The organism is Mycolicibacterium duvalii (assembly GCF_010726645.1).
In the GTDB taxonomy this organism is placed as follows: Bacteria; Actinomycetota; Actinomycetes; order Mycobacteriales; family Mycobacteriaceae; genus Mycobacterium; species Mycobacterium duvalii.
In genome coordinates this window covers 5,444,725-5,471,424 of sequence record NZ_AP022563.1, presented here as the reverse complement: position 1 = coordinate 5,471,424, position 26,700 = coordinate 5,444,725, and the positions used below count along the sequence as shown (strand labels likewise).

30 protein-coding genes, 1 tRNA gene and 1 pseudogene are annotated in these 26,700 nt (G+C 68.0%); 22 read left to right on the top strand and 10 right to left on the bottom strand.

The window, feature by feature from the left end; translation table 11 throughout:
- Positions 1-37: 37 nt before the first annotated feature.
- The 11 genes from G6N31_RS26010 to G6N31_RS25960 all read left to right on the top strand — a co-directional run bounded on the left by G6N31_RS26010 (position 38) and on the right by G6N31_RS25960 (position 8,964).
- A complete protein-coding gene (locus G6N31_RS26010; RefSeq protein ID WP_098001529.1) occupies positions 38-970 on the top strand; it encodes a carbohydrate kinase family protein in 933 nt (310 codons plus the stop codon).
- Complete coding sequence (gene ku, locus G6N31_RS26005) at positions 970-1,911, top strand: non-homologous end joining protein Ku (RefSeq protein ID WP_098001531.1); 942 nt, start codon at positions 970-972, stop codon at positions 1,909-1,911. Before G6N31_RS26010 ends, ku begins: the two co-directional genes overlap by 1 nt.
- 102 nt (positions 1,912-2,013) lie before the next feature.
- On the top strand, positions 2,014-2,805 hold the full coding sequence (locus G6N31_RS26000; RefSeq protein WP_098001824.1) for an SDR family oxidoreductase: 792 nt from the start codon (positions 2,014-2,016) through the stop codon (positions 2,803-2,805).
- Between the two features lie 14 nt (positions 2,806-2,819).
- Positions 2,820-3,920, top strand: a complete 1,101-nt coding sequence (locus G6N31_RS25995; protein ID WP_098001533.1) for an NAD(P)H-dependent amine dehydrogenase family protein — start codon at positions 2,820-2,822, stop codon at positions 3,918-3,920.
- Positions 3,920-4,171 carry a hypothetical protein gene (locus G6N31_RS25990; RefSeq protein WP_098001535.1) on the top strand — a complete coding sequence of 84 codons (252 nt, stop codon included), beginning with the start codon at positions 3,920-3,922 and terminating at the stop codon, positions 4,169-4,171. The genes G6N31_RS25995 and G6N31_RS25990 overlap by 1 nt, the downstream gene beginning before the upstream one ends.
- Positions 4,172-4,175: 4 nt before the next feature.
- Positions 4,176-4,409, top strand: coding sequence for a hypothetical protein (locus G6N31_RS25985; protein WP_098001537.1), 234 nt, complete (start codon positions 4,176-4,178; stop codon positions 4,407-4,409).
- Between the two features lie 84 nt (positions 4,410-4,493).
- Positions 4,494-5,720, top strand: a complete 1,227-nt coding sequence (locus tag G6N31_RS25980; RefSeq protein WP_098001539.1) for an Nramp family divalent metal transporter — start codon at positions 4,494-4,496, stop codon at positions 5,718-5,720.
- Positions 5,721-6,779, top strand: coding sequence for a poly-gamma-glutamate hydrolase family protein (locus tag G6N31_RS25975; protein ID WP_098001541.1), 1,059 nt, complete (start codon positions 5,721-5,723; stop codon positions 6,777-6,779).
- A 30-nt stretch (positions 6,780-6,809) separates the two neighbouring features.
- A complete protein-coding gene (locus G6N31_RS25970; protein WP_420090159.1) occupies positions 6,810-7,667 on the top strand; it encodes a DUF1365 domain-containing protein in 858 nt (285 codons plus the stop codon).
- Between the two features lie 14 nt (positions 7,668-7,681).
- A complete protein-coding gene (locus tag G6N31_RS25965; RefSeq protein ID WP_098001825.1) occupies positions 7,682-8,251 on the top strand; it encodes a sigma-70 family RNA polymerase sigma factor in 570 nt (189 codons plus the stop codon).
- Entirely contained in the window at positions 8,248-8,964 is a 717-nt protein-coding gene (locus tag G6N31_RS25960) for an anti-sigma factor (protein ID WP_098001545.1), read from the top strand. Before G6N31_RS25965 ends, G6N31_RS25960 begins: the two co-directional genes overlap by 4 nt.
- On the opposite strand, the gene G6N31_RS25955 is transcribed toward G6N31_RS25960, so the two are convergent.
- Positions 8,961-10,058 carry a glutamate--cysteine ligase gene (locus G6N31_RS25955; protein WP_098001547.1) on the bottom strand — a complete coding sequence of 366 codons (1,098 nt, stop codon included), beginning with the start codon at positions 10,056-10,058 and terminating at the stop codon, positions 8,961-8,963. The two genes, G6N31_RS25960 and G6N31_RS25955, sit on opposite strands and share 4 nt — an antisense overlap.
- Before the next feature lie 145 nt (positions 10,059-10,203).
- On the opposite strand from G6N31_RS25955, the gene G6N31_RS25950 reads away from it, so the two are divergent.
- On the top strand, positions 10,204-11,034 hold the full coding sequence (locus tag G6N31_RS25950) for an LLM class F420-dependent oxidoreductase (protein WP_098001826.1): 831 nt from the start codon (positions 10,204-10,206) through the stop codon (positions 11,032-11,034).
- Here G6N31_RS25950 and G6N31_RS25945 read toward each other — a convergent pair.
- Genes G6N31_RS25945 through G6N31_RS25935 form a run of 3 tightly spaced genes read right to left on the bottom strand, consistent with a single transcriptional unit; the run spans position 11,029 to position 12,534 of the window.
- Positions 11,029-11,298: a cytochrome C oxidase subunit IV family protein gene (locus G6N31_RS25945; RefSeq protein ID WP_098001550.1), complete on the bottom strand. Its 270-nt coding sequence runs from the start codon at positions 11,296-11,298 to the stop codon at positions 11,029-11,031. The genes G6N31_RS25950 and G6N31_RS25945 overlap by 6 nt on opposite strands.
- Position 11,299: 1 nt before the next feature.
- A complete protein-coding gene (locus G6N31_RS25940) occupies positions 11,300-11,884 on the bottom strand; it encodes a cytochrome c oxidase subunit 3 (RefSeq protein ID WP_098001551.1) in 585 nt (194 codons plus the stop codon).
- Positions 11,881-12,534, bottom strand: coding sequence for a hypothetical protein (locus tag G6N31_RS25935; protein ID WP_165776220.1), 654 nt, complete (start codon positions 12,532-12,534; stop codon positions 11,881-11,883). The genes G6N31_RS25940 and G6N31_RS25935 overlap by 4 nt, the downstream gene beginning before the upstream one ends.
- 147 nt (positions 12,535-12,681) lie before the next feature.
- Between G6N31_RS25935 and G6N31_RS25930 the strand changes: the two genes are divergently transcribed.
- Positions 12,682-12,754 (top strand) — tRNA-Arg (locus tag G6N31_RS25930).
- A 36-nt stretch (positions 12,755-12,790) separates the two neighbouring features.
- Here G6N31_RS25930 and G6N31_RS25925 read toward each other — a convergent pair.
- Positions 12,791-13,480, bottom strand: a complete 690-nt coding sequence (locus tag G6N31_RS25925; RefSeq protein ID WP_098001555.1) for a GAF and ANTAR domain-containing protein — start codon at positions 13,478-13,480, stop codon at positions 12,791-12,793.
- Between the two features lie 191 nt (positions 13,481-13,671).
- Between G6N31_RS25925 and G6N31_RS25920 the strand changes: the two genes are divergently transcribed.
- The 4 genes from G6N31_RS25920 to G6N31_RS25905 all read left to right on the top strand — a co-directional run bounded on the left by G6N31_RS25920 (position 13,672) and on the right by G6N31_RS25905 (position 17,903).
- Positions 13,672-14,883 (top strand): acetyl-CoA acetyltransferase, encoded by a 1,212-nt coding sequence (locus G6N31_RS25920; protein ID WP_098001557.1) that lies wholly within the window; start codon positions 13,672-13,674, stop codon positions 14,881-14,883.
- Positions 14,880-16,418: a carotenoid oxygenase family protein gene (locus G6N31_RS25915; protein WP_098001559.1), complete on the top strand. Its 1,539-nt coding sequence runs from the start codon at positions 14,880-14,882 to the stop codon at positions 16,416-16,418. Before G6N31_RS25920 ends, G6N31_RS25915 begins: the two co-directional genes overlap by 4 nt.
- Positions 16,419-17,318 carry a winged helix-turn-helix transcriptional regulator gene (locus tag G6N31_RS25910; protein WP_234815160.1) on the top strand — a complete coding sequence of 300 codons (900 nt, stop codon included), beginning with the start codon at positions 16,419-16,421 and terminating at the stop codon, positions 17,316-17,318. It abuts the gene before it with no gap.
- Positions 17,319-17,453: 135 nt separating this feature from the next.
- Positions 17,454-17,903, top strand: a complete 450-nt coding sequence (locus G6N31_RS25905) for an Hsp20/alpha crystallin family protein (RefSeq protein WP_098001560.1) — start codon at positions 17,454-17,456, stop codon at positions 17,901-17,903.
- A gap of 100 nt (positions 17,904-18,003) precedes the next feature.
- On the opposite strand, the gene G6N31_RS25900 is transcribed toward G6N31_RS25905, so the two are convergent.
- Entirely contained in the window at positions 18,004-18,447 is a 444-nt protein-coding gene (locus tag G6N31_RS25900; protein ID WP_098001562.1) for a hypothetical protein, read from the bottom strand.
- A 25-nt stretch (positions 18,448-18,472) separates the two neighbouring features.
- Here G6N31_RS25900 and G6N31_RS25895 point away from each other — a divergent pair, with 25 nt between their 5' ends.
- The 5 genes from G6N31_RS25895 (at position 18,473) to G6N31_RS25875 (ending at position 21,651) form a co-directional block, all read left to right on the top strand.
- A complete protein-coding gene (locus G6N31_RS25895; protein ID WP_098001564.1) occupies positions 18,473-18,919 on the top strand; it encodes a cupin domain-containing protein in 447 nt (148 codons plus the stop codon).
- Between the two features lie 214 nt (positions 18,920-19,133).
- The gene (locus tag G6N31_RS25890) at positions 19,134-20,063 is read left to right on the top strand and encodes a cyclopropane mycolic acid synthase family methyltransferase (protein WP_098001566.1); all 930 of its coding nucleotides are present in this window, start codon (positions 19,134-19,136) and stop codon (positions 20,061-20,063) included.
- A 94-nt stretch (positions 20,064-20,157) separates the two neighbouring features.
- Positions 20,158-21,024, top strand: a complete 867-nt coding sequence (locus tag G6N31_RS25885) for a cyclopropane mycolic acid synthase family methyltransferase (RefSeq protein WP_165776219.1) — start codon at positions 20,158-20,160, stop codon at positions 21,022-21,024.
- Between the two features lie 73 nt (positions 21,025-21,097).
- A complete protein-coding gene (locus G6N31_RS25880) occupies positions 21,098-21,313 on the top strand; it encodes a hypervirulence associated TUDOR domain-containing protein (RefSeq protein ID WP_098001829.1) in 216 nt (71 codons plus the stop codon).
- Positions 21,310-21,651, top strand: a complete 342-nt coding sequence (locus G6N31_RS25875) for a DUF3140 domain-containing protein (RefSeq protein WP_098001568.1) — start codon at positions 21,310-21,312, stop codon at positions 21,649-21,651. Before G6N31_RS25880 ends, G6N31_RS25875 begins: the two co-directional genes overlap by 4 nt.
- A 9-nt stretch (positions 21,652-21,660) precedes the next feature.
- On the opposite strand, the gene G6N31_RS25870 is transcribed toward G6N31_RS25875, so the two are convergent.
- The 4 genes and pseudogenes from G6N31_RS25870 to G6N31_RS25855 all read right to left on the bottom strand — a co-directional run bounded on the left by G6N31_RS25870 (position 21,661) and on the right by G6N31_RS25855 (position 26,698).
- Complete coding sequence (locus tag G6N31_RS25870) at positions 21,661-22,431, bottom strand: VOC family protein (RefSeq protein ID WP_098001570.1); 771 nt, start codon at positions 22,429-22,431, stop codon at positions 21,661-21,663.
- 118 nt (positions 22,432-22,549) lie between these two features.
- Positions 22,550-23,448 (bottom strand): annotated as a pseudogene (locus G6N31_RS25865) (amidohydrolase family protein).
- Between the two features lie 70 nt (positions 23,449-23,518).
- Complete coding sequence (locus G6N31_RS25860) at positions 23,519-24,943, bottom strand: aldehyde dehydrogenase family protein (RefSeq protein ID WP_098001572.1); 1,425 nt, start codon at positions 24,941-24,943, stop codon at positions 23,519-23,521.
- 39 nt (positions 24,944-24,982) lie between these two features.
- Positions 24,983-26,698, bottom strand: a complete 1,716-nt coding sequence (locus G6N31_RS25855; protein ID WP_098001574.1) for a thiamine pyrophosphate-binding protein — start codon at positions 26,696-26,698, stop codon at positions 24,983-24,985.
- Positions 26,699-26,700 lie beyond the last annotated feature (2 nt).

Here is a 26,700-nt window from a genome sequence, read left to right as displayed (position 1 = left end):
ACGGTATTACCCACTGCGCAGGGGTAGCGTCGACACGGTGCGGGCACTGGTCATCGGCGAAGCGCTCATCGACATCGTCGAACGCGATGGGCAGCCGACCCGTGAGCATGTCGGCGGCAGCCCGTTGAATGTGGCCGTCGGCCTGGCCCGGCTCGGACGCGAGGTCGACTTCCTGACCCACATCGGTGCCGACGAGCGCGGCCGGCGCATCGCCGACTACATCGAAACCTCGGGTGCGCAACTGGTTTCGGGCAGCATGAGCGCCTCCAGAACGGCGACGGCGCGCGCGCAACTGGACGCGTCGGGGTCGGCCACCTACACGTTCGACATCGAGTGGCAGCTCAGCGGAATCCCGGAGGTGCCGCCGCCGCTGGTGGTCCACACCGGCTCGATCGCGGCCGTGCTGGAACCGGGATGCCTCGCGGCCAAGGCGTTGGTCGACACCTATCACGTCTCTGCGACGGTCACCTTCGACCCGAACATCCGCCCGGCCCTGGTCACCGACCCGGACGCGGCACGCTCGCGCATCGACCGACTTCTCGAGAAGGCCGATGTGGTGAAGGTCAGCAGCGAGGATCTGCACTGGCTGGACCCGACGCGCACCCCCGAGCAGACGGCCGCCGCGTGGCTCGCGCTGGGGGTGTCGATTGTCGTGGTGACGTTGGGCGCGGACGGCGCGCTGGGTGTGTGTGCCGACGGGTCGGTGCGGGTACCTGCCGGAGATGTCGACGTGGTGGACACCGTGGGTGCGGGAGACGCGTTCATGACCGGCTTGATCGACGCGCTCTGGTCGATGGACCTGCTCGGCGCACAGCGCCGCGACCGTCTCGCGGCGATCGGTACAGCGGATCTGACGACGGCCGTGCGCGCGGCGACGGTGGCTTCGGCGCTGACGGTGATGCGCGCCGGCGCCGACCTGCCCGACCGTGTCAGCCTCGACGAGGCCGCCGGATCGGACATACTGGGCTGATGCGGTCCATCTGGAAGGGCTCCATCGCGTTCGGCCTGGTGAACGTCCCGGTCAAGGTGTACAGCGCCACCGAGGACCACGACATCAAGTTCCACCAGGTCCATGAGAAGGACAACGGCCGGATCCGGTACAAGCGGGTCTGCGAGGTGTGCGGCGAGGTCGTCGAGTACCGCGACATCGCCAAGGCCTACGAGTCCGATGACGGCCAGACGGTGATCATCACCGACGACGACATCTCGACGTTGCCCGAGGAGCGCAGCCGGGAGATCGAGGTGCTCGAGTTCGTGCCGGCCACCGACATCGACCCGATGATGTATGACCGTTCTTATTTCCTTGAACCCGAAGGCAAGTCGACCAAGTCCTACGTTCTGCTGGCCAAGACCCTGATGGAGACCGACCGGGTCGCCATCGTCAACTTCGCTCTGCGCAACAAGACCCGGCTTGCGGCCCTGCGCGTCAAGGATTTCAGCAAGCGCGACGTGATGATGATCCACACCCTGCTGTGGCCCGACGAGATCCGCGACCCCGACTTCCCCGTCCTGGACAAAGAGGTCGACGTCAAGCCGGCCGAGCTGAAAATGGCCGGCCAGGTGGTCGATGCGATGACCGACGACTTCAACCCGGACCGGTACCACGACGACTACCAGGAACAGCTTCGTGAGCTCATCACGGCGAAACTCGAAGGTGGCGAAGCGTTCACCACAGAGGAGCAACCGCAGGAGCTCGACGAGACCGAGGACGTCTCCGATCTGCTGGCCAGGCTCGAGGCCAGCGTGAAGGCCCGCAAGGAGCAGGGGTCCTCGCGAGGCTCCTCGAAGGGCGACTCCGACGACGACAAGCCCGCCAAGAAGGCCCCGGCGAAGAAGGCGGCCAAGAAGGCTCCGGCCAAGAAAGCCGCCAAGAAAGCGCCCGCGAAGAAGGCTGCCGCCAAGAAGAGCTGACGCCCGGCCGCCACAAGGCCAATTAGAACGTGTTCCAGAAACCCGTCACATCGGCCCGACTCCCTTGCTAGCGTGACGCGCTGTGAACAACGGGAGGCGAATGTGATTCTGGATCGGTTCCGACTCGACGATCAGGTGGCGGTGGTGACCGGCGCCGGCCGCGGCCTGGGCGCGGCGATGGCCGTGGCGTTCGCCGAAGCCGGTGCTGACGTGCTGATTGCCGCTCGCACCAGGTCCCAACTCGAGGACGTCGCCGGGCAGGTCCAAGCCGCGGGCCGACGCGCCCACATCGTCGCCGCCGACCTTGCCCACGCCGAGGACACCGCCACGCTGGCCGCCGCGGCCGTCGATGCCTTCGGCAGACTAGACATCGTCGTGAACAACGTCGGCGGCAGCATGCCGAACGCACTGCTGAACACCTCGGTCAAGGATCTGCGCGACGCGTTCGCGTTCAACGTCGCCACCGCGCATGCGCTGACTGTCGCTGCGGTGCCGCTGATGCTCGAGCACGCCGGCGGTGGCAGCATCATCAACGTCACCTCGACGATGGGGCGGCTGGCCGGACGAGGGTTCGCCGCCTACGGCACCGCCAAGGCCGCACTGGCCCACTACACGCGGCTGTCCGCACTCGACCTGGCGCCACGGATCCGGGTCAACGCCATCGCGCCGGGGTCGATCCTGACCTCCGCGCTCGACATCGTGGCCAGCAACGACGAACTCCGCACGCCCATGGAGCAGGCCACGCCGCTGCGCCGGCTCGGCGACCCGGCCGACATCGCCGCCGCAGCGGTGTACCTGGCGTCACCGGCCGGCAGCTACCTGACCGGCAAGACCCTCGAGGTCGACGGTGGTCTGACCTTTCCCAACCTCGATATGCCCATCCCCGACGTATAAAGGAAAAACCAAGCATGGCAATCAAAGTCGCCGCCGTCGGCACCGGAAACGTCGGCCGGCACGCGCTGACCCAGCTGATCAACGACCCCCGCTTCGAGCTCACCGCGGTATGGGTGTCCTCGGAGTCCAAGGTCGGCAAGGACGCCGGCGAGCTTGCCGGACTGGATGTTTCGACGGGCATCACGGCGACGTCGGACCTCGACGCCGTCTTGGCCAGCGGGCCGGAATGCGTGGTGTACACCGCGATGGCCGACAACCGGCTGCCCGAGGCCCTCGAGGACTATCGCCGTATCCTCGCGGCCGGCATCAATGTGGTGGGCAGCAGCGCGGTGTTTCTGCAGTATCCGTGGAAGGTGCTGCCCGACGAGATGGTCAGCCCCATCGAACAAGCCGCAGCCGACGGCAACGCGAGTGTGTTCGTCAACGGCATCGATCCCGGCTTCGCCAACGACCTGCTGCCCATGGCGCTGGCCGGCACGTGTCAGAGCATCCAGCAGATCCGGTGCATGGAGATCATCAACTACGACACCTATGACAGTGCCACGGTGATGTTCGACGTCATGGGGTTCGGTGGCAGCCTCGACGAGACCCCGATGCTGTTGCAGCCGGGCGTGCTGAGCCTGGCGTGGGGTTCGGTGGTGCGGCAGTTGGCTGCGGGCCTGGGCATCGAACTCGACGAGGTCACCGAGGTCCACGAACGCGTGCCCGCGCCCGAGGACTTCGACATCGCAGCTGGACAGATCGGCGAAGGCACCACCGCGGCAATGAGATTCGAGGTGCGCGGCATGAAGGACGGCGCGGTGGCCGTGGCGCTCGAGCATGTCACCCGTCTGCGGGACGATCTGTGCCCGGACTGGCCGCAGCCCGCCCAGCACGGCGGCTCCTACCGCATCGAGATCACCGGAGAACCCTCTTACGCCCTGGATCTGTGCCTGAGCAGCCCCAACGGCGATCACAATCACGCCGGTCTGGTTGCCACCGCCGCGCGCGTGGTCAACGCGATCCCCGCCGTCATCGATGCTCCCGCCGGGATTGTCACGGCCGCCGACTTGCCTCCCATAACCGGCAAAGGCTTGTACGCTGCTAAGCGAAACTCCCTGGAAGGAACCCTTTGATGAAGGCTCGCCTGAGTTCACTCGCTGCACTTCTCGTCGCCGGCGGCGCCGCCGCCGCCATCGCCGCTGCCCCGGCCGCGCTGGCGCAGCCCAGCTGCACCGAGACCGGTCAGGGTGGTGGCATGGAGGGCGGCTCCACGACGGTCTGCGAATCGCCCGGCAACGTCCAGATCGACTCGCGCCCGAGTGTCTACGCCCCCGGTCCCATGGGCGGCATGTTCCCGTGGGACTACGGGATGTTCATCCTCTGATCCCGTGCGCACCCTCGAACGCGTCGGTCTTGCGTTGATCGCCGGCGCGTCCGTCGCGCTGGCCACGGCCCCGGCGTCGTCCGCGGCTCCCGATTGCACCGGCGCCGGGCCGAACGTCACCTTCTGCCAGACCAAGGGCAGCACGCAGCTCACCACCACGCCCCCGCCGTGGAACTACGGCGGATGGACCGGCGTCGGAATGTGGCCACTGGTCGGTCCGTACGGCATCGGCTGGTGACTTCCCGAGGACAGGTAGCACCCGACCAATAGTTTCGACTAGCCTAACTTTTCTGTTCGATAAACCGGATTGAAGAGGGGCTCGGTGGCTCAGTACGCCGATACGCAGAAGCGGCCCGGCTGGATCCTGCTCGGACCTGCCTTCGTCGCCGCCATCGCCTACGTCGACCCCGGAAACGTCGCCGCCAACGTCAGCGCCGGTGCTCAGTTCGGCTTCCTGCTGGTCTGGGTGATCGTCGCGGCGAACCTGATGGCCTACCTGGTGCAATATCTGTCGGCGAAGCTGGGTCTGGTCACCGGGCGGTCGCTGCCCGAAGCCGTGGGCGCCCGGATGGGCCGACCCACCCGGCTCGGTTACTGGGTGCAGGCCGAATTGGTCGCCATGGCCACCGACCTCGCCGAGATCGTCGGCGGGGCGATCGCGCTGTACCTGTTGTTCGACCTGCCCCTGCTGGTGGGCGGCGTGATCACCGGGGCGGTGTCGCTGGTGCTGCTGATGATCAAGGACCGGCGCGGCCAGACCACGTTCGAACGGGTCATCACGGGTCTGCTGGCGATCATCGCGATCGGATTTCTGACCAGCTTGTTCGCCGCCCCGCCGCCGGTGGCCGACGCCGCCGAAGGCCTGATCCCCCGCTTCGACGGTGCCGAGAGCGTCCTGCTCGCCGCGGCGATGCTCGGCGCCACGGTGATGCCGCACGCCGTTTATCTGCACTCCGGACTGGCCCGCGACCGGCACGGACAGCCGGAGCCCGGTCCGGTGCGCGCGCGGCTGCTTCGCATCACCCGTTGGGACGTCGGCGTCGCGATGCTCATCGCCGGCGCGGTGAACCTGTCGATGCTGCTGGTCGCCGCGACGAATCTGCAGGGCGTGGAGGACACCGACTCGATCGAAGGCGCGCACGCCGCGGTGCAGAACGCGCTCGGCCCGACCGTCGCCCTGCTGTTCGCGATCGGGCTGCTGGCCTCGGGCCTGGCGTCGTCGTCGGTGGGGGCGTACGCGGGCGCGATGATCATGCAGGGTCTGCTGCGTCGGTCTGTTCCGCTGTTGACGCGTCGGCTGATCACGCTGCTGCCCGCGCTGCTCATCCTGGCCGTCGGTGTGGACCCCAGCCGCGCGCTGGTGTTGTCGCAGGTCGTCTTGTCATTCGGGATCCCGTTCGCGTTGATCCCGTTGATCCGGTTGACCAGCGACGCCGCACTGATGGGCGGCGACGTCAACCGGCGCGTGACCACGGCGCTGGGCTGGCTGGTCGCGGGACTCATTACGCTACTGAACGTGGTGTTGATCTATCTGACGCTGACGGGCTGAATGGCCGGGCGGCACAGCTACTTCGCGTACGGGTCGAACCTGTGCGTGCAGCAGATGGCGCAGCGCTGCCCGGACGCGACCGATCCGGTGCCGGCGCTGCTGACCGACCACGACTGGCTGATCAATGAGCGCGGCGTGGCCACCGTGGAACCGTTCTCCGGCGGCGAAGTCCACGGCGTGATCTGGCAACTCTCCGACCGAGATCTGGCCACCCTGGACAGCGCCGAGGGCGTGCCGGCGCGGTACCGCCGTGACCGGATGACGGTGCGCACCGGCGCCGGCGACGCGTCGGCGTGGGTCTACATCGACCATCGCGTCGAGCCGGGCCCGCCGCGACCGGGGTACCTGGACCGCGTTCTCGCCGGGGCACGCCATCACGACCTGCCCGGCCGGTGGATCGACTTTCTGGAGCGGTGGGACCCGCGGCATTGGCCGCAACGCCCGCAGCACACCGATTCGCCGGCGCCACGGTCACTCTCGGAGCTACTCGCCGATACCGCCGTGACCGAGGAGTCGGTGCTGCGATCCCGGTTCGGGTTCCTGGCCATCCACGGCGGCGGCCTGGAGCAGATGACCGACGTCATCGCCGAACGAGCCGCCGACGCGGCGGACGCGTCGCTGTACGTGGTGCGCCACCCCGACCACTATCCGCACCACCTGCCCTCGGCGAGGTACGACCCCGCGCACTCGGCGCGGCTGGCCGAGTTCCTCGATCACGTGGAGGTGGTGGTCTCGCTGCACGGCTACGGCCGGTGGGGCCGCAGCACGCAGCTCCTGGCCGGCGGCCGTAGCCGCGCGCTGGCCGGTCACGTCGCCCGACACCTCGCGATCCCCGGCTACCGGGTCGTCACCGACCTCGAGTCGATTCCCCAGGAATTGCGCGGACTGCACCCGGACAACCCGGTCAACCGCACCCGGGGCGGCGGCGCGCAACTGGAACTGTCGGCCCGGGTTCGCGGCACCAGCCCCCGCAGCGGACTGCCCAGCGACGACGGTCTGACACCGGCTACCTCGGCCCTGGTCCAGGGACTGGCGCGGGCCGCGCGCCTCTGGGAGTAGCTGACGCATCCACTCCGGTGTCGGCTCCGAATACAGGATGTGAGACCCGACTACCGAGGCGGGAACCGCGGCAGTGCGGCCCTGTACCGCACGCGCATCACCCATCTGCGTCGCGCGCCCGTCCACCACTACTTCGAACACCGCAGCTACAGCTGGTTCGTCGACGTTGATGCGTTGCCCCGCCTACCCCGCTGGCTGCGGCCTTTCGCCGTCTTCGACGCCCGCGACCATCTGTGGCCGGCAGCCGACGACACCCTGCGCGGCCGCGTCGACGCGTACCTGGCCGGGAAGGGAATCGACCTCGGCGGCGGCACCGTCACCGCGTTGATGCACGCCCGGGTGCTCGGCCACGTGTTCAACCCGCTGACCCTGTACTGGTGCCACGACGTCCACGGCGTGCTGCAGTGCGTCATCGCCGAGGTGCACAACCTCAGCGGTGACCGGCACGCCTACCTGCTACCGCCGGCCGATGACCACGCCGTCATGGTGGACAAGAGGTTCCGCGCGTCGGCGTTCTCCGGCACCGACGGGCACTACCTGGTGCGTGCGCCCCAGCCCGACGACACCCTCGACGTCACGATCTCGCTGCACCGCGAGCACCAGCCCGCGTTCGTGGCGACGATGCGCGGGACGCGACGCGCGGCCGGTATCCGCCAGATTCTGGCGCTGCAGGTGACAGCGCCGCTGGCGCCGCTGATGAACGTGCTGAGCATGCGGGTGCAGGCCGCGCTGCTGTGGCTGCGCCGGGTCCCGCTGGTGCCCGACCGCGCCGGCGACCGACGGGTCACGACCGCCGCAAGCACGCCGCGACACCAGCTCAGCACCCGTCGGGAGTGCCCCGTCGGACCGATCATGGCGCGCGACCGCCAGGAGACACGATCACCGTGACGGTATCGCTCCTGGTGGCGGACGCTAGGCTACGGCTCGTGACCGCCGAACTCGACGCGCTGTTGCGCCAAGTGGCGCACCGCGACGCCGAAGCGTTCGCCGCGTTCTATGACCAGACCCGATCGCGGGTCTACGGTCTGGTCACCCGCGTGCTGCGCGATCCCGGCTACAGCGAGGAAACCACTCAGGACGTCTACCTGCAGGTCTGGCGCAACGCCGCGAACTACGACCCGCAGGCCGGGTCGCCGCTGGCCTGGTTGCTCACACTGGCACACCGCCGCGCGGTGGACCGGGTGCGCTCCGAGCAGGCGGCCACCACCCGGGAGTCCCGTTACGGCGCCAGCACGGTCGAGACCCCGACCGATCACGTCGCCGATGAGGTGATCCTCGACGACGAGCGGCGCCGCGTCGCCGACTGCCTGGGGTCGTTGACCGAGACCCAACGCGAATGCATCGAGCTCGCCTATTACGGCGGTCTGACGTACTCGCAGGTCTCGGAACGACTTTCGGCCAACCTCGCTACCGTCAAATCGCGGATGCGCGACGCGATCCGCGGACTCCGCAGATGTTTGGGGGTGGCATGACCAGCCCACAAAATGACTTGATGTCCCTGGCGACGCCCTACGCGCTGCACGCGCTGAGCGCCGCCGAGATGGCCGACGTCGACCGGGAGCTTCGCAGCTCAGATGCCGGCGTCGCCGAAGAGTTCCTGACCGAGGTGCGTGCAGTCCGCGAGACGATGGCCGCACTGGCCACCGCGACCGCGGTGGAACCGCCGACGCATCTGCGCGATGCGGTGTTGCGGCAGATCGCCGACGACCCGGTCCGCACCTTGCCGACCCAACAGCGGTCCCGGCGCCGGGCGGCCACCGTGCTGGGCGCCGCGGCGGCGGTCACCATCGGGCTGGGCGCGCTCGGGGTCGGCTATGCGCTGCGGCCCGCCGAAGGCCCCTCCACGGCCGAACAGGTCTTCGCCGCCCCCGACGTGCGCACCGTGTCCGGGCAGATTCCCGGCGGCGGCACCGCCACGGTGGTGTTCTCCCGGGAGCGGGACTCCGGGGTGCTGGTGATGAACAACGTGTCACCACCGCAGCCGGGGACCGTCTATCAGATGTGGCTGGTCGACTCCGACGGGTCGCACTCGGCGGGAACCATGGACGCCGAAGCGGTCGCGCCGTCGACCACCGCGGTGTTGCCGGATCTGGGGTCGTCACGCGCACTGGCGTTCACCATCGAACCCGCAGGCGGTTCCACCCGGCCGACCACCCCGGCCTTCGCCGAGCTGCCGCTGACCTAGCAGCCCTCCAGGGTCGCGGTCGCCATGTCGGCCAGCACGTCACCGACGTCGTGGCGACGCGCCCATGCCCGCCGCTGGCGTGTGGCCCCGTTGCCGCGGGCGGCGACGTCGGCGAGACCGGACACCACGAAGTCGTAGTCGCCGACGTCTTCCAGCGCCGGCCGGATGCGCGCGACCAGCCGGTCGAGTAGTTCTGTCATGGGTGCCGCCGCGTGGTTCTCCAGATCCACCCCGTCGCCGTCGAGACCGTCGCGGGCAGCTTTCCAGTAGGCGGCTTTGAGCGCGTAGGGCGCCAGCGGCTGCATCGGCTCGCCGCGGCGCTCGTCGTCGAGCGCGGTCAGCACGCAGCCGCGGACCACCGCGGCGAACAGCACGGTTTCGGCGACCGTCGCCGGGACGTCGGCGACCCGGACTTCCACGGTCGGGAAGTTCGCCGAGGGGCGCACATCCCAATAGACCATGCCGTCGTCGCGCATGGCTCCGGTCCTCACCAGCAGCGCCACCGCGGCGTCGTACTCGTCGGCCGAGTCGAAGTGCGGCGGCGGACCGGCGCTGGGCCAGCGTCCCCACAGCACACTGCGCCAGCTGGCATGCCCGGTGTCGGAGTTGCGGTAGATCGCGGAGTTCGCCGTCAGCGCCAGCAGCAGCGGCAACCACGGTCGCAACCTGTTGCTGACCTGGATCGCCGCCTCGCGGTCGGGCACCGCCACATGCACGTGGCAGCCGCAGATGCCCTGCTCGTGGGCAATCATGCCGAACCGCTCCCCGATGTCGCGATAGCGCGGCGTGTCGGTGACCGGGAAGGCGCGGGGCAGAGTCGGCGGCAGCGCCGCGGCGAGCAACTGCGCCCCGGCCTGCTGCGCGGCCGTGGCCGCCACGCGGCGCAGCCGAAGCAGCTCCGCACGCAGGTCGGCGGTGTTGTCGACGACGTCGCTGGTGGTCTCGACCTGGCAGCTGGTCAACTCCAGTTGCAGGTCGACCCCGGCGTCGGCGGCGCGGTCGGCGACGGCCCGGTTGTAGGGAACCGGGGCGCCGGAAGCGGGGTCGACGAGCAGGAACTCCTCTTCGACGCCGAACGTGGGTGTAGTGGTCATAGTCCAAATATTGATCCGGCCCGTCGGATATTTCGACGACGGGCCGGATCGGGGGGAGGGAAGTCTCTGAGTCTTCGAGCGATGAAGGTCGATTGCGTATATGCCCCTGCCGATTCCGGTTCAAACCTGTGCCTACGATCACGATGTGGCAACGGAATTCCGCTTCGGTGTAGGCGTCACGCGGGTCGGTTCCCGGGACCGGCTCACCGAGGCCGCGCTGCGGGCCCAGGACCTCGGCTTCGACGTCCTTCATGTCCCCGACCATCTGGGCGGTCCGGCACCGTTTCCGGTGATGACCGCCGTCGCGATGGCGACGTCGACGCTGCGGGTGGGCACCTTCGTCATCAACTCCGCGTTCTATCGGCCCGCGCTGCTGACGCGCGATGTCGCAGCGCTGCACGAGCTCAGCGAGGGACGGTTCGAGCTGGGGCTGGGTACCGGTTACGTCAAGGAGGAGTTCGACGCCGCCGGGTTGCGCTATCCCAGCGCCGGTGAGCGGGTCGACCACCTGAAGCTGACCACGCAGTACCTGGCCGAGCACCTGCCCGACGTCCCGATCATGATCGCCGGCAACGGTGACCGGGTGCTGCGGATCGCGGCGCGCCAGGCCGACATCATCGGCCTGACCGGCGGAGATCGGGCCGCGAGCGCCGACGAGGATCCGCTGGCCGACCGGATAGCCTTCGTTCGGGACGCCGCCGGTGACCGGTTCGGCGAGCTCGAGCTGAACCTCGCGATCACCGCGATGCCGACCGACGGTTCCGGCCACCCCGATCTGACGATTCCGCGGATCTCGCTGCCCGGTCTGTCCGATGAGGAGCTGCTGCGTCATCCGGGTGTGCTGTCAGGCTCGGTCGACGAAATCGCCGCGCGCATTCGCGGCTATCGGGACGCCTACGGCGTCAGCTATTTCATCGTGCAGATGCGCCACGCGGAGGCGTTCGGCAAGGTCATCGAGCTCCTGCGGTCGTCATAGCCAGAGGTAGAGCGCCGCGAGCAGCGCCCACATGCCGACGCAGTAGCACTCGAACGCGGCGCGCAGCGGCAGCGGAGCGCCACGAAGCTCCATGAAATCCAGCCCGACGAGGCGGATCTTGACCGCGGCGATCGCCAGCACCAGCACCGCCGCGCCCGACCCGGTGCCGTGGTCGGCGCCGACGGCCCACGACACCACGGTGGCCCCCACCAGCAGCAGCCAGGTGACGACGACACGGGCGCCGACCAGGCGAAGCGCGGTCATCTCAACTCACCAGATAGAGCAGGGCGAACAACACGATCCACAGCAGGTCGACCAGATGCCAGAAGCACGCGGCGCTCTCGACCAATGCGGTGCGGGTCGGGCTGAGCTCGGCCCGGCGCGTCTGGCCGGCCAGGAACGCCAGCGCGCCCAGACCGAGGCACACGTGGAAAAGGTGCAGTCCGGTCAGCACGAAGTAGTAGAGGTAGAAGTCGTTGGCTCCCGGCCCGTGCCCGGCACCGGCCAACGCGAGGTACTCGGAAACCTTCAGCGCGACGAAGACCCCACCGCAGACCATTGCCGCGACCGCCGCGCGGGTGGCCACGGCCGGCAGCGCGGCGCGATGGGCCGAGATGCTCAGCACGACGAACAGCGAGCTGGTCAGCAGCACCAGGGTGTTGGCCACTCCGACCCCGAGATGCAGGGTGGCGCGGGCCGCCTCGAACACCTCCGGCGCCGCGGCGCGCTGCACGAGGAACGTGACGAAGAACGCGCCGAAGACCAGCATGTCGCCGAACAGAAAGACCCACGTGCCGGCTTCGCCCGGGGTGCGTCGCGCAGTCGTCGCAGCGGGCGCGGTGACGGTCATACGTGCTGGGCCTGCTCGGCCTTGATCGACTTCAGCAGCACCGCCGTCGTGGCGAACAGCCAGATGACCAGCACCAGGCCCGGGATGTAGAAGGCGAACACTCCGTTCCACGCCAGCGGCCCGTCGTTGAACACCACCACCACGCAGCCGGGCAGCGACAACGTGGCCACCCACAGGTTGAGGTAGCCGTACCAGCGCGGGAAGGTCGGCGGCTCGGCGGTGTCGACGAACGCGGCGATCGCCAAGGTGACGTTCTGCACGATGATCGTGCCGACGATGCCGATGAACCACAGCCAGAACACGTCGTTGAGCGCCTGGGTCAGCTCCGCGGAGCGCTGATCGGGCCGGAACGCGGCCACGCCGAGGAAGAACTGCGGGAAGATCAGGGCCGGCACGAACACCGTCGCGGCCATCAGCTGGGTCGTCGCGAGCATCCCCCAGCCGCCCTCGACGCGGCGGATCCGCAAAACGATGGCAGCCAGAAAGGGCAGCGCCAGCGCGGCACTGAGCAGCGCGCCGGAGACGCCGAAGCGGATCCACAGCTTGTGGTCGACGAAGAACGCCGCGATCTCGTCTGCCGACGATGCCGGCGACAGCGGCGGAAACAGTTGCGCGACACCGGAAAAGCTCGCACCGTAGAGCAGGATCATGATGCTGCCGCACCAGGCGCCGATACGTTGCAGAGTCAGCTCCACCTTCGGCACGGTACCGGCCCGAGCCACGAGTTTTGACATTTTTGCCATAACTTTGCCGTGGTGGGGCAGTCAGCCGCGGACGGGTAAGCTCCCAGCGGTCATGCCCTCGTAGCTCAGGGGATAGAGCACGGCTCTCCTAAAGCCGGTGTCGCAGGTTCGAATCCTGCCGGGGGCACTTTGTGAGGTGTATTGCGTCGGCGGACCGCCCCGCCTACTCCCCCCGGGTGTCGATGACGCGTTGCGCTACCTCGGCGAGCTTGACGTTGCCGTCCTGGGAGAGACGGCGCAGCATGTCGAACGCCGCCACGTCGGTGATGTTGTAGCGCTCCATGATGATGCCCTTGGCCTGACCGATGCGGTCCCTGGTGGTCAGCGCGGACTCCAGCTGCTCGGTGGTGCGGCTGGCCATGATCGCCGCGGCGGCGTGCGCGGCGAGGATGGTCCCGATCGTCTCGGCGTTGGCGTCGAAGGCGTCGGCCTCTGTGGCGAACAGGTTCAGCGCTCCGGCCGTGCGCGAGCTGGTGTAGAGCTTGAACGACAGGCCGCTGAGCACGCCGAGCTCCACGGCCGCCGGCGCGTAGTGCGGCCAGCGCTGCTCGGTGCGGAAATCATCGGAACGCACGACGAGCTCGTGGGTCGCCGCATCCAGACAGGGACCTTCGCGGTACTTCATCTGGAGCTCGTCGAGCCGGTGCGGCAGCTCTGAGGTGCCCGCGACCGACTCGAACCCGCCCTCTTTGCCCACGAAGAGAACCCCCGCAGCGGCCACCCCCGGGATCAGGTTCATCACTTCCGCGGTGACGTCGGACAATACGTCGTCGACACGGCGCGGGCTGGCGACCGTACGCGCCAGCTCCGCCATTCGCCGGGCCAGATCGTGGTTCGGCGTCTCGGTGGTCATGAAGCCCAGAATCCCATCCCGGGCACCGTACCGCGCAAGAGGGTTTGCGCCGGGCAATCCCGGGCAATGCAGCGTCGCAGGCACGCGCGCCGGTCGACCGTCGCACATGCCGAGGTCTCGTCGGTTCAGACCAGAAGCCGGCGGGGCCGTCCTCGCCCGGTCACTCTGTTAGTTGTAGTAGTGTCCCGGACATGGGACCGGTGTGGATCCTCGGCGGCTGGCAGAGCGACTTCGCGTGCAATCTCACCCGCGAAGGCGTCGACTTCGCGCAGTTGACCGCCCAGACAGTCGACGCCACCCTCGACGCCTCGCGGATCGGCGCCGCCGACATCGAGGTCGTCCACGTCGCCAACGCGTTCGGTGAGTTGTTCGCCCAGCAGGGTCACCTCGGCGCCATGCCGGCCACCGTCAACGACGATCTCTGGGACACCCCGGCGACCCGTCATGAGGCGGCGTGTGCGTCGGGCAGTGTCGCGCTGCTCGCGGCCATGGCCGACCTGCGCTCGGGGTCCTACCGCACCGCGCTCGTGCTCGGCGTCGAGTTGGAGAAGACGGTCCCCGGCGACACCGCCGCGTCGATTCTCGGTGCGGCGGCCTGGGCCGGCCATGAAGGATCGACGGCAAAGTTCATGTGGCCGTTCATGTTCGACGCGGTGGCCGCGGAGTACGACCGTCGCTACGGCATCGACGAGTCCCACCTGCGGGCGATCGCGTCGGTCAACTTCGCCAACGCCCGGGCCAACCCGCGCGCGCAGACCCGCACCTGGGCGGTACCCGACCCGCTGACCGCCGACGATGTCAACAACCCGGTGGTCGAGGGGAGGCTGCGCCGCTTCGACTGCAGCCAGATCACCGACGGCGGCGCCGGCGTGGTCCTGGTGACCGACGAGTGGCTGCGCGATCATCCGAGCGCCCGGCCGCTGGGGCGGATCGACGGCTGGGGGCACCGCACCGTCGGTCTGGGCCTGCAGCAGAAGCTGGAGCGCTCCGCCGACGATCCGTATGTGCTCCCGCATGTGCGCGGCGCCGTGCAGGACGCGTTCGGCCGCGCCCGGGTCACGCTCGACGACGTCGACGGATTCGAAGTGCACGACTGCTTCACCCCCAGCGAATATCTCGCCATCGACCACATCGGGATGACCGCACCCGGCCAGTCGTGGCAGGCCATCGAAGGCGGCGACATCGAGCTCGGCGGCCGACTCCCGATCAACCCCAGCGGCGGGCTGATCGGCGGCGGCCACCCGGTGGGCGCGTCGGGGGTCAGGATGCTACTCGACGCCGCCCGCCAGGTCAGCGGCACCGCAGACGACTACCAGGTCGACGGCGCGGACACCTTCGGCACCCTCAACTTCGGCGGAAGCACCGCCACCACCGTCAGTTTCGTCGTCAGGAGCGTCCCGTGACCGTCCGCGCCCATTCCGAGATCGTCGGCAAGTTCCTCTCCACGCTGCCCGACGATGACGACCACCCGTACCGGACCGGTCCGTGGCGGCCGCAGACCACCGAATGGGACGCCGACGACCTGACCGTCGTCTCGGGTCAGGTGCCGGCCGACCTCGACGGCGTCTACCTGCGCAACACCGAGAACCCTCTGCACCCGGCGCTGAAGTACTACCATCCGTTCGACGGTGACGGCATGCTGCACATCGTCGGATTCCGCGACGGTAAAGCGTTCTACCGCAATCGATTCGTCCGTACTGACGGGTTTCTCGAAGAGAATGAGGCCGGCGGACCGCTGTGGCCGGGCATCGCCGAGCCCATCGAGCTGGCCCGTCGCGACTACGGCTGGGGCGCGCGCACCCTGATGAAGGATGCGTCCTCCACCGACGTCGTCGTCCACCGCGGCGTGGCGCTGACCAGCCACTACCAGTGCGGTGACCTATACCGTCTCGATCCGTGCACGGGAGCCGATCTCGGCAAAGAAGACTGGAACGGCACGTTCCCGTCCGACTGGGGCGTCTCGGCGCATCCGAAGGTCGACGACCACACCGGCGAGCTGCTGTTCTTCAACTACAGCAAGACGGCCCCGCACCTGCGCTACGGCGTGGTCAGCCCGTCCGGAGAGGTGGTGCACAACGTCGACGTCCCGCTGCCCGGACCGCGACTACCCCACGACATGGCGTTCACGCAGAATTACGTGATCCTCAACGACTTTCCGCTGTTCTGGGACCTCGGGCTGCTCGAGCACAACATCCACTTCCCCAGGTTCCACCCGGACACGCCGTCGCGGTTCGCGGTCATCCCGCGCCGCGGCGACACCTCGCAGATCAGGTGGTTCGAAGCCGCCCCGACCTACGTCCTGCACTTCCCCAACGCCTACGAGGACGGCGACGAGATCGTCCTCGACGGCTTCTTCCAGGGCGACCCCCAGCCCGTCGAGGGCATCGACAACGGGATGAAGCCCAAATGGCAGCAGATCTTCCGCGGGCTGTCGCTCGACGGCATGCAGACCCGACTGCACCGCTGGCGGTTCAATCTGGTCACCGGCGAGACCCGCGAAGAGCAATTGACCGACAGCATCACCGAATTCGGCATGATCAATCCCGGCTATGCGGGTCGGCCCTACCGCTACACCTACGCCGCGACCGGCAAGCCGGGCTGGTTCCTGTTCAACGGTCTGGTGCGCCATGATCTGCACACCGGCGCCGAGGAAGGCTTCTCGTTCGGAGACGGCGTGTTCGGCAGCGAGACCGCCATGGCTCCGCGGACGGGCGGGCGGGACGAGGACGACGGCTATCTGGTCACCCTGACCACTGACATGAACACCGATGCGTCCTACTGCCTGGTGTTCGAAGCCGCCCGGGTCGGCGACGGCCCGGTGTGCACACTCGCACTGCCCGAGCGCATTTCCAGCGGAACGCACTCGACCTGGGCGGCCGGCTCGGAGCTCCCTCGCTGGCGCGAGACCGACACCGCTGCCGGGGCCCTCGGCCTGTAGATGCCCGGCGCCGCCCCCAACGCCGTCGCGCAGATGCTCGGCCTGCTCGGCGACGAATGGACCCTGCTGATCGTGCAGCAGGCATTGCTGGGGTCGACGCGCTACGGCGAGTTCGCCGCCGGGCTGCCGGTGTCCCACGCGGTGCTGACCAACCGCCTGCAGACGATGGCCGCCGAGGGCCTGCTCACGCGGCGTGAGTATCAGATCAAGCCGGCCCGCTCGGAGTATCTGCTGACCCCCCAGGGGCGCTCGCTGTGGCCGGTGCTGACCTCGATCTGGCACTGGGAGCGCACCTGGGTGCCCGACCACCGCCCACCCCTGCCGGCGATGTGTCACCTGGACTGCGGCGCCGAGTTCGCGCCTGCCGTCACCTGCCGGTCCTGCGGCGCTCCCGCCGGCGCCGATGACCGCGGTGAACGCGTTGTCGCACAATGGGGTCCGAGCGGATCATGGCAGCGCTCCATCCCGGCCGCGACCAATCGCCGCCGCTCAGCCGGCCGTAGGGTCGACGCCGCGTCGTTGTTTCCCGAGACGATGAGCGTGATCGGCGACCGGTGGGCGTTCGCGTTGCTGGTGGCGGCCTTCGTCGGGGTCGGCCGATTCACCGACTTCCAGAGCCAGCTCGGCGCGCCTCCCGGCACCATCGCCGACCGGCTGGCGCTGTTCTGCGGCGAGGATGTGCTCGCCAACACCGGCGGCCGCTACGCGCTGACCGCGAAGGGCCGCGGTTTCTTCCCGATCCTGGTGTGCGCGCTGTCCTGGGCTCAGCGCTGGTTCCCGGCGCCGGAGGGTGCCGCGGTGATCCTGACGCACCGCGCATGCGGCCGCGAGTTCAGCCCGGCGCTGGTCTGCGACCGTTGCGGGGCACGGCTGCGCGGCGCGCAGATCCGGCCGGTCTGACCGGGCTGCGGACAGCTCGAATTTCCGACCCGAGGTGCTAGCACTCTCGTTCATCGAGTGCTAATCTCGCAGGTGCACAGTGATTTAGCTGCCCGCCAGGGTGGCGGGCCCGAGTGTCATAGGAGGTGGATTGCTGTGCTTCGTTTCGATCCGTTCAGTGACCTTGATGCGTTGACCCGGGGCCTGCTGACCAACCAGACCGGATCAGGCCGCGCGCCGCGCTTCATGCCGATGGACCTTTGCAAGGTCGCCGACCACTACGTGCTGACCGCCGACCTCCCGGGTGTCGATCCGGGCTCGGTCGACGTCAACGTCGACAACGGCACGCTGACGATCTCGGCGCACCGCACCGCACGGTCGGAGGAATCCGCCCAGTGGCTGGCCAACGAACGATTCTTCGGCAGCTACCGTCGGCAACTGTCCCTCGGCGAGGGCATCGACACCGGGGCGATCTCCGCGACCTACGAGAACGGCGTACTGACGGTGACCATCCCGGTCGCCGAGAAGGCCAAGCCGCGCAAGATCGCGGTCAACCACGCCGGAGCCCAGACGTCGATCGAAACCACCACGGTCGACGCCGACTGACGCACGGGCGGCTGACGCGGTCCAACCCGGCCCGGGCTGGACCGCGCCAGTCAGCCAAGCGTGGCCTTTCAGGTCACCATCTGCTGGCGGGCAACAGATTTCACCGGTCGGCCGGCACCGCCTGGCCACTCCGCCAGGCGGTGAACATCGCCCATACCGACAGCAACGCGGCTACCAGCGCCAGGGCACCGGCCAGATACAGGCCGTAGGCCGCGGACACCGGTGGGTACACGTACAGCCGGTAGTACCACGCGGCCAGCACCGCCAACAGGACCGAAATCGCCAGGGCCGCTGAGGAAGCCCACCGCGCCGAGATGCCCCGTGCCGACATCGCCCCGGCGACCACCAGCACCGACGACAACAGGACGATCAGTTGCCCGACCCCGAAGCCGGGCGGCGGGACCGGCATCGCGCCCGCCACTCCGCCGATCGCGTTGGCCCGTCCTCCACCGTCGGCGGTCGACCTCAACCACGGCAGCCACGCGCTCACCGCGAGCACCACTGCACATAGCGCGACGAACCACCCAGGAAGCGCGCGAGCCATGGGCAAATACTAATAGGGTGAGCCGATGAGTGAGCTTCCCGAATGGGCGCGCCGACTCGATCTGGCGCCCCATCCCGAAGGTGGTTGGTATCGGGAGACATGGCGGAGCGACCTGACAATTCCGCAGTCGTCGCTGCCTTTGGACTACACCGGGCACCGCAACGCGGGTACCGCCATCCTTTTCCTGCTGCTGCCCGGCCAGCAGTCGGCCTGGCACACCGTCCGCAGCGCCGAGCTGTGGCTCTACCACCGCGGCGGCCCTCTACTGCTGGAGGTCGGGCCCGAGCAGTCCGACGCCACCAGTCATCTGCTGGGGGCCGATATCGCCGCCGGCGAGGCCCCGCAGTTTCTGGTGCCGCCCGGCCACTGGCAGCGCGCTCGGCCCCTCGGTGCCGAGCCGTGCCTGGTGAGCTGCGTCGTCGTGCCCGGCTTCGACTTCGCCGACTTCGCGCTCGGCGCGCCCAGCGACTGAGAATCTTCGCGGCCGGCGCCCGTGGAACTGCGCGGCCGGCCACGACGCGCCGGAAGCCTCTGCCGTCGCCGTTACGCGCCCGGTATGGTCGGCACAGCCGCCCGTTCGCGGTCCGGATCGTTGAAGTGCCGTTTTCCGTGCCAGGGGTCTGGGTAAGGACAAACAGGCGCGCCGGGGGCGCGCAGCCATGCGTATCGCAGACAGGATGGTCCTCATGACGAACACCTCGGGTCAACAGCCTGAAGCCACCGCACAGTCCAAGTGGTTGTCGAAGTCAGCGTCGCAGACGCGCGGCTCCGACAAGGGCGAGGTGCAGTTCCACTACGACATCTCCAACGACTTCTTCAAGTTGTGGCAGGACCCGAACCAGGTGTACAGCTGCGCTTACTTCGAGAAGGACGATTACACGCTCGAGCAGGCGCAGATGGCCAAGATCGACCTGTCGTTGGGCAAGCTGGGCCTCCAGCCCGGGATGACGCTGCTCGACATCGGGTGCGGCTGGGGCGCCACCATCATGCGCGCGGTGGAGAAGTACGACGTCAACGTCATCGGACTGACGCTGTCGGAGAACCAGAAGGAACACATCGAGAACCACTGGTTCGCCAACTCGACCAGCAAACGCAATATGGAGGTGCGTCTGCAGCCGTGGGAGGAATTCGACGGCCAGGTCGACCGAATCGTGTCAATCGGCGCGTTCGAGCACTTCGGGTTCAACAAGTACGACGACTACTTCAAGAAGACCCACAGCTGGCTACCCGACGACGGCGTGATGATGCTGCACACGATCATCATCCCCGAAGATGAGGAGATCAAAGCCAAGGGACTGCCGCTGACGATGTCCAACGTGCGGTTCATCAAGTTCATCATGGACTACATCTATCCGGGCGGCCGGCTGCCGCTGGCGTCGATGGTGCGCGACCACGCGGTCAAGGCCGGCTACACCATCACCCAGGAACAGCATCTGCAGCCGCACTACGTCAAGACGCTCGACACCTGGGCGGCAAACCTGGAAGCCAAGAAGGACGAAGCCATCGAGATCACGTCCGAGGAGATCTACGAGCGGTTCCACCACTACCTCACCGGTTGCGCGAACCTGTTCCGGGACGGCTACACCGACGTCGCTCAATTCACCTGCGCCAAATAGAAACTGACGCCGGTGTAGTACGTTGTGGGCACACCTGAGCCCAGAACGTGGGGGATCGAGCACCCCGCTGCCCCGGATGGAGGTCTGCCGACAGATGGCTGAGCAGATGAAGCCGCACTTCGAGGAAGTGCAAGCCCACTACGACCTCTCGGACGACTTCTTCGGCTTGTTCCAGGATTCGTCCCGCACCTACAGCTGCGCGTACTACGAGCGCGACGACATGTCTCTCGGCGAGGCGCAGATGGCCAAGATCGATCTGGCCTTGGCGAAGCTCCAGCTCGAGCCCGGGATGACCCTGCTCGACATCGGCTGCGGGTGGGGTTCGGTGCTGCGCCGGGCGATCGAGAAGTACGACGTCAACGTCATCGGACTGACGCTGAGCAAGAACCAAGCCAAGTACGCGCAGGAACTGCTGGACAGCCTGCCCACCGAACGGTCCCGCCGGATCCTGCTGCGCGGCTGGGAACAGTTCGACGAGCCGGTCGACCGGATCATCAGCCTCGAGGCCATCGAGGCGTTCCCGCAGGAGCGCTACGCCCCGTTCTTCAAGATGTGCGGCAGCGTGCTGCCCGACGGGGGCCGGTTCGTCATCCAGGCGATCCTCGGGCACCCGCTCAAGAAGTGGCCGGAGCTGGGCATCCCGATCACGATGACCGACCTGAAGTTCATGCGGTTCATCGCCAAGGAGATCTTCCCGGGCGGCTCGGTGCCCGGCGAGGACGACATCGTCAACCTCTCCGCCGAGGCCGGCTTCACCCTCGAGGACAAGCAAATGCTCAACGAGCACTACGTCCGCACCCTCGACACCTGGGCCGAGGCGCTGGAAGCCCACCACGACGAGGCCGTCGCGGCGACGTCGGAAGAGGTCTACCAGCGGTACATGAAGTACCTGACCGGGTGCAGCGATTTCTTCCGGCGCGGGATCAGCGAACTCGGCCAGTTCACGCTCGTCAAGAACTGACCCGCAGCCTTACCGGGAGATGACGGCGCGAACGGCGCCGCGTAACCGCAGCACCCGCGGGTACCCGCCGGTCATGAGCAAACAGAATTTCTCGAAAGGTGACAAGGTCACCTGGCAAAGCCACGGCAGCACCGCCGAGGGCACGGTGGAAGAGAAGATCACGTCCGACACCGAGGCCGCAGGGCGTACGGTGCGCGCGTCGAAGGACGAGCCGCAGTACCGGGTGCGTAGCGACAAGAGCGGCAACGATGCGGTGCACAAGCCCGAGGCGCTCAAGAAGAAGTCATGAGCGATTCGGATCGAGGCCAGATCTACGACGACTTCCACGGCGCGGTGAACATGACCGCCGGCGAGATCGAGAAGTGGCTCGACACCGACGAGTCGCAGTCGGTCGGACAGAAGTCGTCCGGGGGTGGCGAATCCACCGGCCACCGCAGCGGCCGGCGGATCGTCGACATCCTGCGCACCAATAAAACCGATCTGTCCGACGACGACTACGCCCACATGCGCAAGGTGGTGGGTTACGTGCACCGTCACCTCGCGCAGCGTCCGTCGGGCGACGTCGGAGACAGCGACCGGCGGTACTCGCTGATGAACTGGGGCCACGACCCGACCAAGAAGTCGTGACCTGTCTGGTCAGCTCTGGATCGACGACAGGTTGAACTGCGCGCCGGTCGGGTCGGCGAGGGCGGCCAGTCGGCCGTACGGGGTGTCCTCGGCTGCGCGGACGACAGTGCCGCCGTTCTCGGTCACCAGCCGGACCGTCTTGTCCACGTCGTCGGCGGCCAGGAACACCGTCCACACCGACGGGGCGTCGTCGGGCAGCACCGACCCGTCCATCACTCCCAGCAACTCTTCACCGTCGAAAGAGGCTGTGCTGTAGCGGAACTCGTCGGTGTCGGCGACGGTGTTGGTGTGCCAGCCGAACACCGACCGGTAGAACTCGAGCGCCGCACCGTAGTCGCGGGTGGTCACCTGGTGGTAGACCGGCGCGCCGTGCTCGTTGACGACCTCGTAGCCGTGATGCCCGGTGGGCTGCCACAGCCCCACTACCGCACCGGTCGGGTCGGTGATCATCGCCATCCAGCCCTTCGCGGGAACCTCCATCGGGGCCATGCAGTTGGTGCCGCCGGCCGCGGTGACCGCCGCCACGGTGGCATCGATGTCGGCGGTGTGCAGGTAGGTGGTCCAGCCGTCAGGGGCATTCCACTGTGGGTCGTTGGCCATCAACCCGGCCACCGGCCGGCCGTCGCGGGATGCGGTGACATAGCCGCCGTAGTCCGGCCCGGCCGACTCGAACGTCCATCCGAACACGGCGCCGTAGAAATGCTGGGCGCGGTCGAGGTCGGAGGTGCCGAGGTCGATCCAGATCGGGGCGCCCAGCGGGGTGGTGGAGCGGACGGGCATCGGGGTCTCCTTGTCGGTGCAGGGTGGGGTCACGCATGCAGACTCGCCGCTGCCCGAAATCTCATCGCGATTTCGGCGTGTTCGTCGTCGCCCACCGACGCGAATCACGCCGAAATCCCTAGACGCCCAGGACCCGCCGCGCGTTGTGCTTGTAGATCAGCGGCAGCACCGCCGGGTCGACGCGCAAGGTGTCGAAATCGCGACGCCACCGGTCCATCTGGATGTAGGGGTAGTCGGTGCCGAACAGCACCTTGGTGCGCAACTGCCGCGTCATCGCACCGACGAGTTGCGGCGGGAAGTACTTCGGGCTCCACCCGGACAGATCGATGTAGACGTTGCTCTTGTGGGTGGCGATCGCGATCTGCGCGTCCACCCACGGCACCGCGGGGTGGGCCATCACGTCGTCAACTCCGGAAAGTCGGCCGCGACGTCGTCGAGCAGCATGGGGTCGGAGTAACGCAGCTTGATCCGGTGACCGCCGGGCAGCCCGGCACCCATCCCGGTCTGGCCGGTGTGGAACAGCGCCGGCACGCCGGCTTCTGCGATCGCGTGGTAGATCGGGTAATAGGCGCGGTCGTTGGGCTCGAACGCCTGCATGCTCGGGTGGAACTTGAAACCCTTCACGCCGTAGTTGCGGACCAACTCGTGCACGCGGTGCACGGCGTGGCGCCCCTGCCAGGGATCGACGCTGCCGAACGGGATGAGCACGTCGTTGTTGCGGGCTGCGCCGGCGACGAGATCCTCGATGGAGTTGGGCGCGTGCCGCATGCCGTGCCGGGCGTCGATCGTGAACACGACCGCGGCGGTGTTGCGCCGGCGGTAGTGGTCGGCGACGGCGTCGACCCCGGCGACCACATCGCGTGAGCCCGGCGCCATCTTGAAGTACTTGCCGGTGGCCTCGACCAGAACGTCGTCGTAGGCCATGTGGCCGTGCGAGTCGATCTCGACGTGGGTGTGGATGTCGATGGCTTCGACTGCGTCGAAATCGATGCCGTACTCGTACTTTCCGTCGCCCATGCCCGCGAGACTACGGCTGTTGACCGGAACCCGCGGGAATCCGTCGACAACCGTGGTTTCGGCGTGACCGTCAGGCCGGGGTGTACCCCAGGGCGGCCTTGACCTCGAGGAACTCGTCGAACGCGAACGGACCCCACTCGCGGCCGTTGCCGCTGCGCTTGTAGCCGCCGAACGGCGCGGCCATGTCGAAGCCGTGGTTGATCGCGACCGAGCCGGCCCGGATCCGACGGGCGACCGCGCGCGCCTGCTCCAGGTCGGCCCCGGAGACGTAACCGGCCAGCCCGTACTCGGTGTCGTTGCCGATCTCGACCGCCTGGTCGAGGTCGTCATAGCCCAGGATGCACAGCACCGGACCGAAGATTTCCTCGCGCGCGATCGTCATGTCGTTGGTGACGTTGGCGAACACCGTCGGCTTGACGTAGTAGCCCGTGTCGAGGCCGTCGGGACGTCCGGGGCCGCCGACGACGAGGGTGGCGCCTTCGTCGATGCCCTTCTGGATCAGGCCCTGGATCTTGTCGAACTGCGCCTTCGACGCCACCGGCCCGATCGCCGACTTGTCGGACGGGTCGCCGACCTTCACGGCGCCGGCGGTCTCGCGCGCGATCGCGATGGCCTCTTCCATCCGCGAGTTGGGAACCAGCATCCGTGACGGCGCGTTGCAGCTCTGGCCGCTGTTCATCATCATCACCGAGGTGCCGGCGGCCACGCTCTTGGCGAAGTCGTCGTCGTCGAGCACGATGTTCGGGCTCTTACCGCCGAGCTCCTGGGTCACCCGTTTGACCGTCGGCGCGGCGTTGCGCGCCACCTCGACCCCGGCGCGCGTCGATCCGGTGAACGACACCATGTCGACGTCGGGATGGCTCGCCAGCGGGACCCCGACGCCGGGGCCGTCGCCGTAGACCAGGTTGTAGACGCCGGCCGGCACTCCGGCCGCCTCCAGGATCTCGGTGAAGATCTGCGCCGAGTACGGCGCCACCTCCGAGGGCTTGAGCACCATCGTGCAGCCGGTGGCCAGCGCGGGGAAAACCTTGCACGCGATCTGGTTCAGCGGCCAGTTCCACGGCGTGATCAGCCCGCACACCCCGATCGGCTCGCGGACCACGAGCGTGCTGCCGTGCTGTTCTTCGAACTGGAAGTTCTTCAACACGTCGATTGCGGTGGCCAGATGCCCCATGCCGAGGTTGACCTGAGGCCCGGAGGCCAGCGACGGCGGCGCACCCATCTCCTCGTGGACCGCGTCGGCCAGATCCCCGCTGCGCTTCTGGTATTCGCCCATGATCGCGCCGAGCAGGTCGAGACGCTCCTCGCGCGAACTCTGGCCCCAGGTCCCGAACGCCCGCCGCGCGGCGGTGACGGCGAGGTCGACGTCGGCCGAGGACCCGAGCGCGATCTTCCCGGAGATCTGCTCGGTGGTCGGGTTGTCGACCTCCAGGGCGTTGGGGCGGACCGGCTCGACCCACTGGCCGTCGATGAAATGCTTCAGATACTCGCGCATGGATTCATCCTTACTCATGAGGTCCGAGGATCGACAGGTCTACTGCGTACCTTCTGCATACCAGGTGCGGAACCGGTCGTACTTGGGCATCTCCTCGGAGTTGGCCTTCGGGTCGATGCACACGTGCACCACCGCGGTCTTGCCGCTGGCGAACGCCCGCTGGATCGCCGGTCCGATCTCGTCGTCCTTCTCCACGTACTCGCCGTGACAACCGAAGCCCTCGGCGATCTTGTCCATTCGGACGTCCTTGCTCCAGTGCACACCGGGCTGCGGCGACGGCTGCTCGAAGGTGCGCTTGTAGACACCGACCTCCAATCCCCACTGATGGTCGACGCCGACGACGCAGACCAGCGGCAGGTTCTCCCGGGCCGCGGTCTCCAGTTCGGCGATGTGGAACAGGAACGCCGAGTCGCTGGTCAGCAGCATGACCGGCCGCTTGCGCCCATCGGCGACCGACGCACCGACGGCGTAGGGCAGACCGGTGCCGAGGTGGCCGAAGTTCTGGTTCCAGATCACATCACGCGGCTTGGTCTGCGAGTAGGTCCACTGGAAGATCACCGTGGCGCCGCCGTCGCGGACCAGGATGCCGTCCTGGGTGTACTCGTCGAACGCCTTGGTGGCCTCGACGACGTAGCGCGCCGGGTGGATCGGGGTGCGACCGCTCGGGGCCTCGTCGGCGACCCGCGCCAATTCGGCGGCGTCGGCTTTGATCAGCTTCTCGAGGCTGGGCGACGGGGACCGCGGGGCGTCCCGCAGCGCGTCGACCAGCTGCGGCACCACCCCGCGCAGATCACCGACGAGCGGCACGTCGAAGGAACGGTTGACGCCGATGGCGGTCGGGTCCTGCTCGACGTAGATCCACTTGCGGTGCGCGTCGTTCCCGGCCCAGTGCTGGGTGCGGCCGTAGTGCATGGGCTCACCGAGTTCGGTGCCCAGCGCGACGCACAGGTCGGACTGCTCGACGGCCTCGTTGGCCGCCGGGGAGAACAGGTACGGGAACGTGCGGTCCTCGATGCCGGGAATGAACGAGGTGCCGCCGGAGGTCTGGATCACCGGGCAGCCCATCAACTCGGCGAGCTCCTTGACCTGCTGCTGGGTGCGCGAAGTGTGAACACCGTGGCCCACCAACAGGATCGGGCTGGTCGCCTCGCGGATCAACCGGACGGCTTCAGCGATCTCGCGGGCGCCCGCGCCCTGATTCACCAGCCGGTAGGCCGACGGCGGCGGCGCAGCTCCGACCTCGAGTTCATCGAGGATGACGTGCGACGGGAACTCGATGTAGGTCGGGCCGGGCGTACCCGACATCGCCTTGCGGATGGCCTCGTGCACGATCTCGTCGGTCTGGTCGGCGTACTCTATCGAGCTGCTGTACTTCACCGACGGTGCGAAAAGCCCTTCCTGCTGAACGAACTGGATGCGGCCGCGGCGCACCCGGCGCTCGGTGATCCTGGCGCGCTGCCCGCCGAGGAAGATCACCGGCGAGTTCTCGACCAGCGCGCACATCATCGCACCCGCGATGTTGGCCACCCCGGGTCCGAGGGTGCCGATGCACAGCCCGGGCTTGCCGGTCATCCGCGACGCCGCTTCGGCCATGAAGCCGGCGGACAGTTCGTGGTGCGGCGCGACGACCGACCAGCCCCGGGCGTCGGCCTCGCTGAACATGTGCACGAAATTCGGGTCCGGGATGCCGAACAGCGTGTTGACACCCTCGGCCTCGAAGAGGTCGAGGATTCGCTTGTAGACGGGTACACCCATGG

Coding starts and splice junctions, on each gene's coding strand:
- ku (WP_098001531.1), top strand. CDS start 970: ATGCGGTCCATCTGGAAGGGCTCCATCGCGTTCGGCCTGGTGAACGTC.
- G6N31_RS25995 (WP_098001533.1), top strand. CDS start 2,820: ATGGCAATCAAAGTCGCCGCCGTCGGCACCGGAAACGTCGGCCGGCAC.
- G6N31_RS25990 (WP_098001535.1), top strand. CDS start 3,920: ATGAAGGCTCGCCTGAGTTCACTCGCTGCACTTCTCGTCGCCGGCGGC.
- G6N31_RS25975 (WP_098001541.1), top strand. CDS start 5,721: ATGGCCGGGCGGCACAGCTACTTCGCGTACGGGTCGAACCTGTGCGTG.
- G6N31_RS25960 (WP_098001545.1), top strand. CDS start 8,248: ATGACCAGCCCACAAAATGACTTGATGTCCCTGGCGACGCCCTACGCG.
- G6N31_RS25955 (WP_098001547.1), bottom strand. CDS start 10,058: ATGACCACTACACCCACGTTCGGCGTCGAAGAGGAGTTCCTGCTCGTC.
- G6N31_RS25945 (WP_098001550.1), bottom strand. CDS start 11,298: ATGACCGCGCTTCGCCTGGTCGGCGCCCGTGTCGTCGTCACCTGGCTG.
- G6N31_RS25940 (WP_098001551.1), bottom strand. CDS start 11,884: ATGACCGTCACCGCGCCCGCTGCGACGACTGCGCGACGCACCCCGGGC.
- G6N31_RS25935 (WP_165776220.1), bottom strand. CDS start 12,534: ATGATCCTGCTCTACGGTGCGAGCTTTTCCGGTGTCGCGCAACTGTTT.
- G6N31_RS25925 (WP_098001555.1), bottom strand. CDS start 13,480: ATGACCACCGAGACGCCGAACCACGATCTGGCCCGGCGAATGGCGGAG.
- G6N31_RS25920 (WP_098001557.1), top strand. CDS start 13,672: ATGGGACCGGTGTGGATCCTCGGCGGCTGGCAGAGCGACTTCGCGTGC.
- G6N31_RS25910 (WP_234815160.1), top strand. CDS start 16,419: ATGCCCGGCGCCGCCCCCAACGCCGTCGCGCAGATGCTCGGCCTGCTC.
- G6N31_RS25900 (WP_098001562.1), bottom strand. CDS start 18,447: ATGGCTCGCGCGCTTCCTGGGTGGTTCGTCGCGCTATGTGCAGTGGTG.
- G6N31_RS25895 (WP_098001564.1), top strand. CDS start 18,473: ATGAGTGAGCTTCCCGAATGGGCGCGCCGACTCGATCTGGCGCCCCAT.
- G6N31_RS25890 (WP_098001566.1), top strand. CDS start 19,134: ATGACGAACACCTCGGGTCAACAGCCTGAAGCCACCGCACAGTCCAAG.
- G6N31_RS25885 (WP_165776219.1), top strand. CDS start 20,158: ATGGCTGAGCAGATGAAGCCGCACTTCGAGGAAGTGCAAGCCCACTAC.
- G6N31_RS25880 (WP_098001829.1), top strand. CDS start 21,098: ATGAGCAAACAGAATTTCTCGAAAGGTGACAAGGTCACCTGGCAAAGC.
- G6N31_RS25875 (WP_098001568.1), top strand. CDS start 21,310: ATGAGCGATTCGGATCGAGGCCAGATCTACGACGACTTCCACGGCGCG.
- G6N31_RS25870 (WP_098001570.1), bottom strand. CDS start 22,431: ATGCCCGTCCGCTCCACCACCCCGCTGGGCGCCCCGATCTGGATCGAC.
- G6N31_RS25860 (WP_098001572.1), bottom strand. CDS start 24,943: ATGCGCGAGTATCTGAAGCATTTCATCGACGGCCAGTGGGTCGAGCCG.
- G6N31_RS25855 (WP_098001574.1), bottom strand. CDS start 26,698: ATGGGTGTACCCGTCTACAAGCGAATCCTCGACCTCTTCGAGGCCGAG.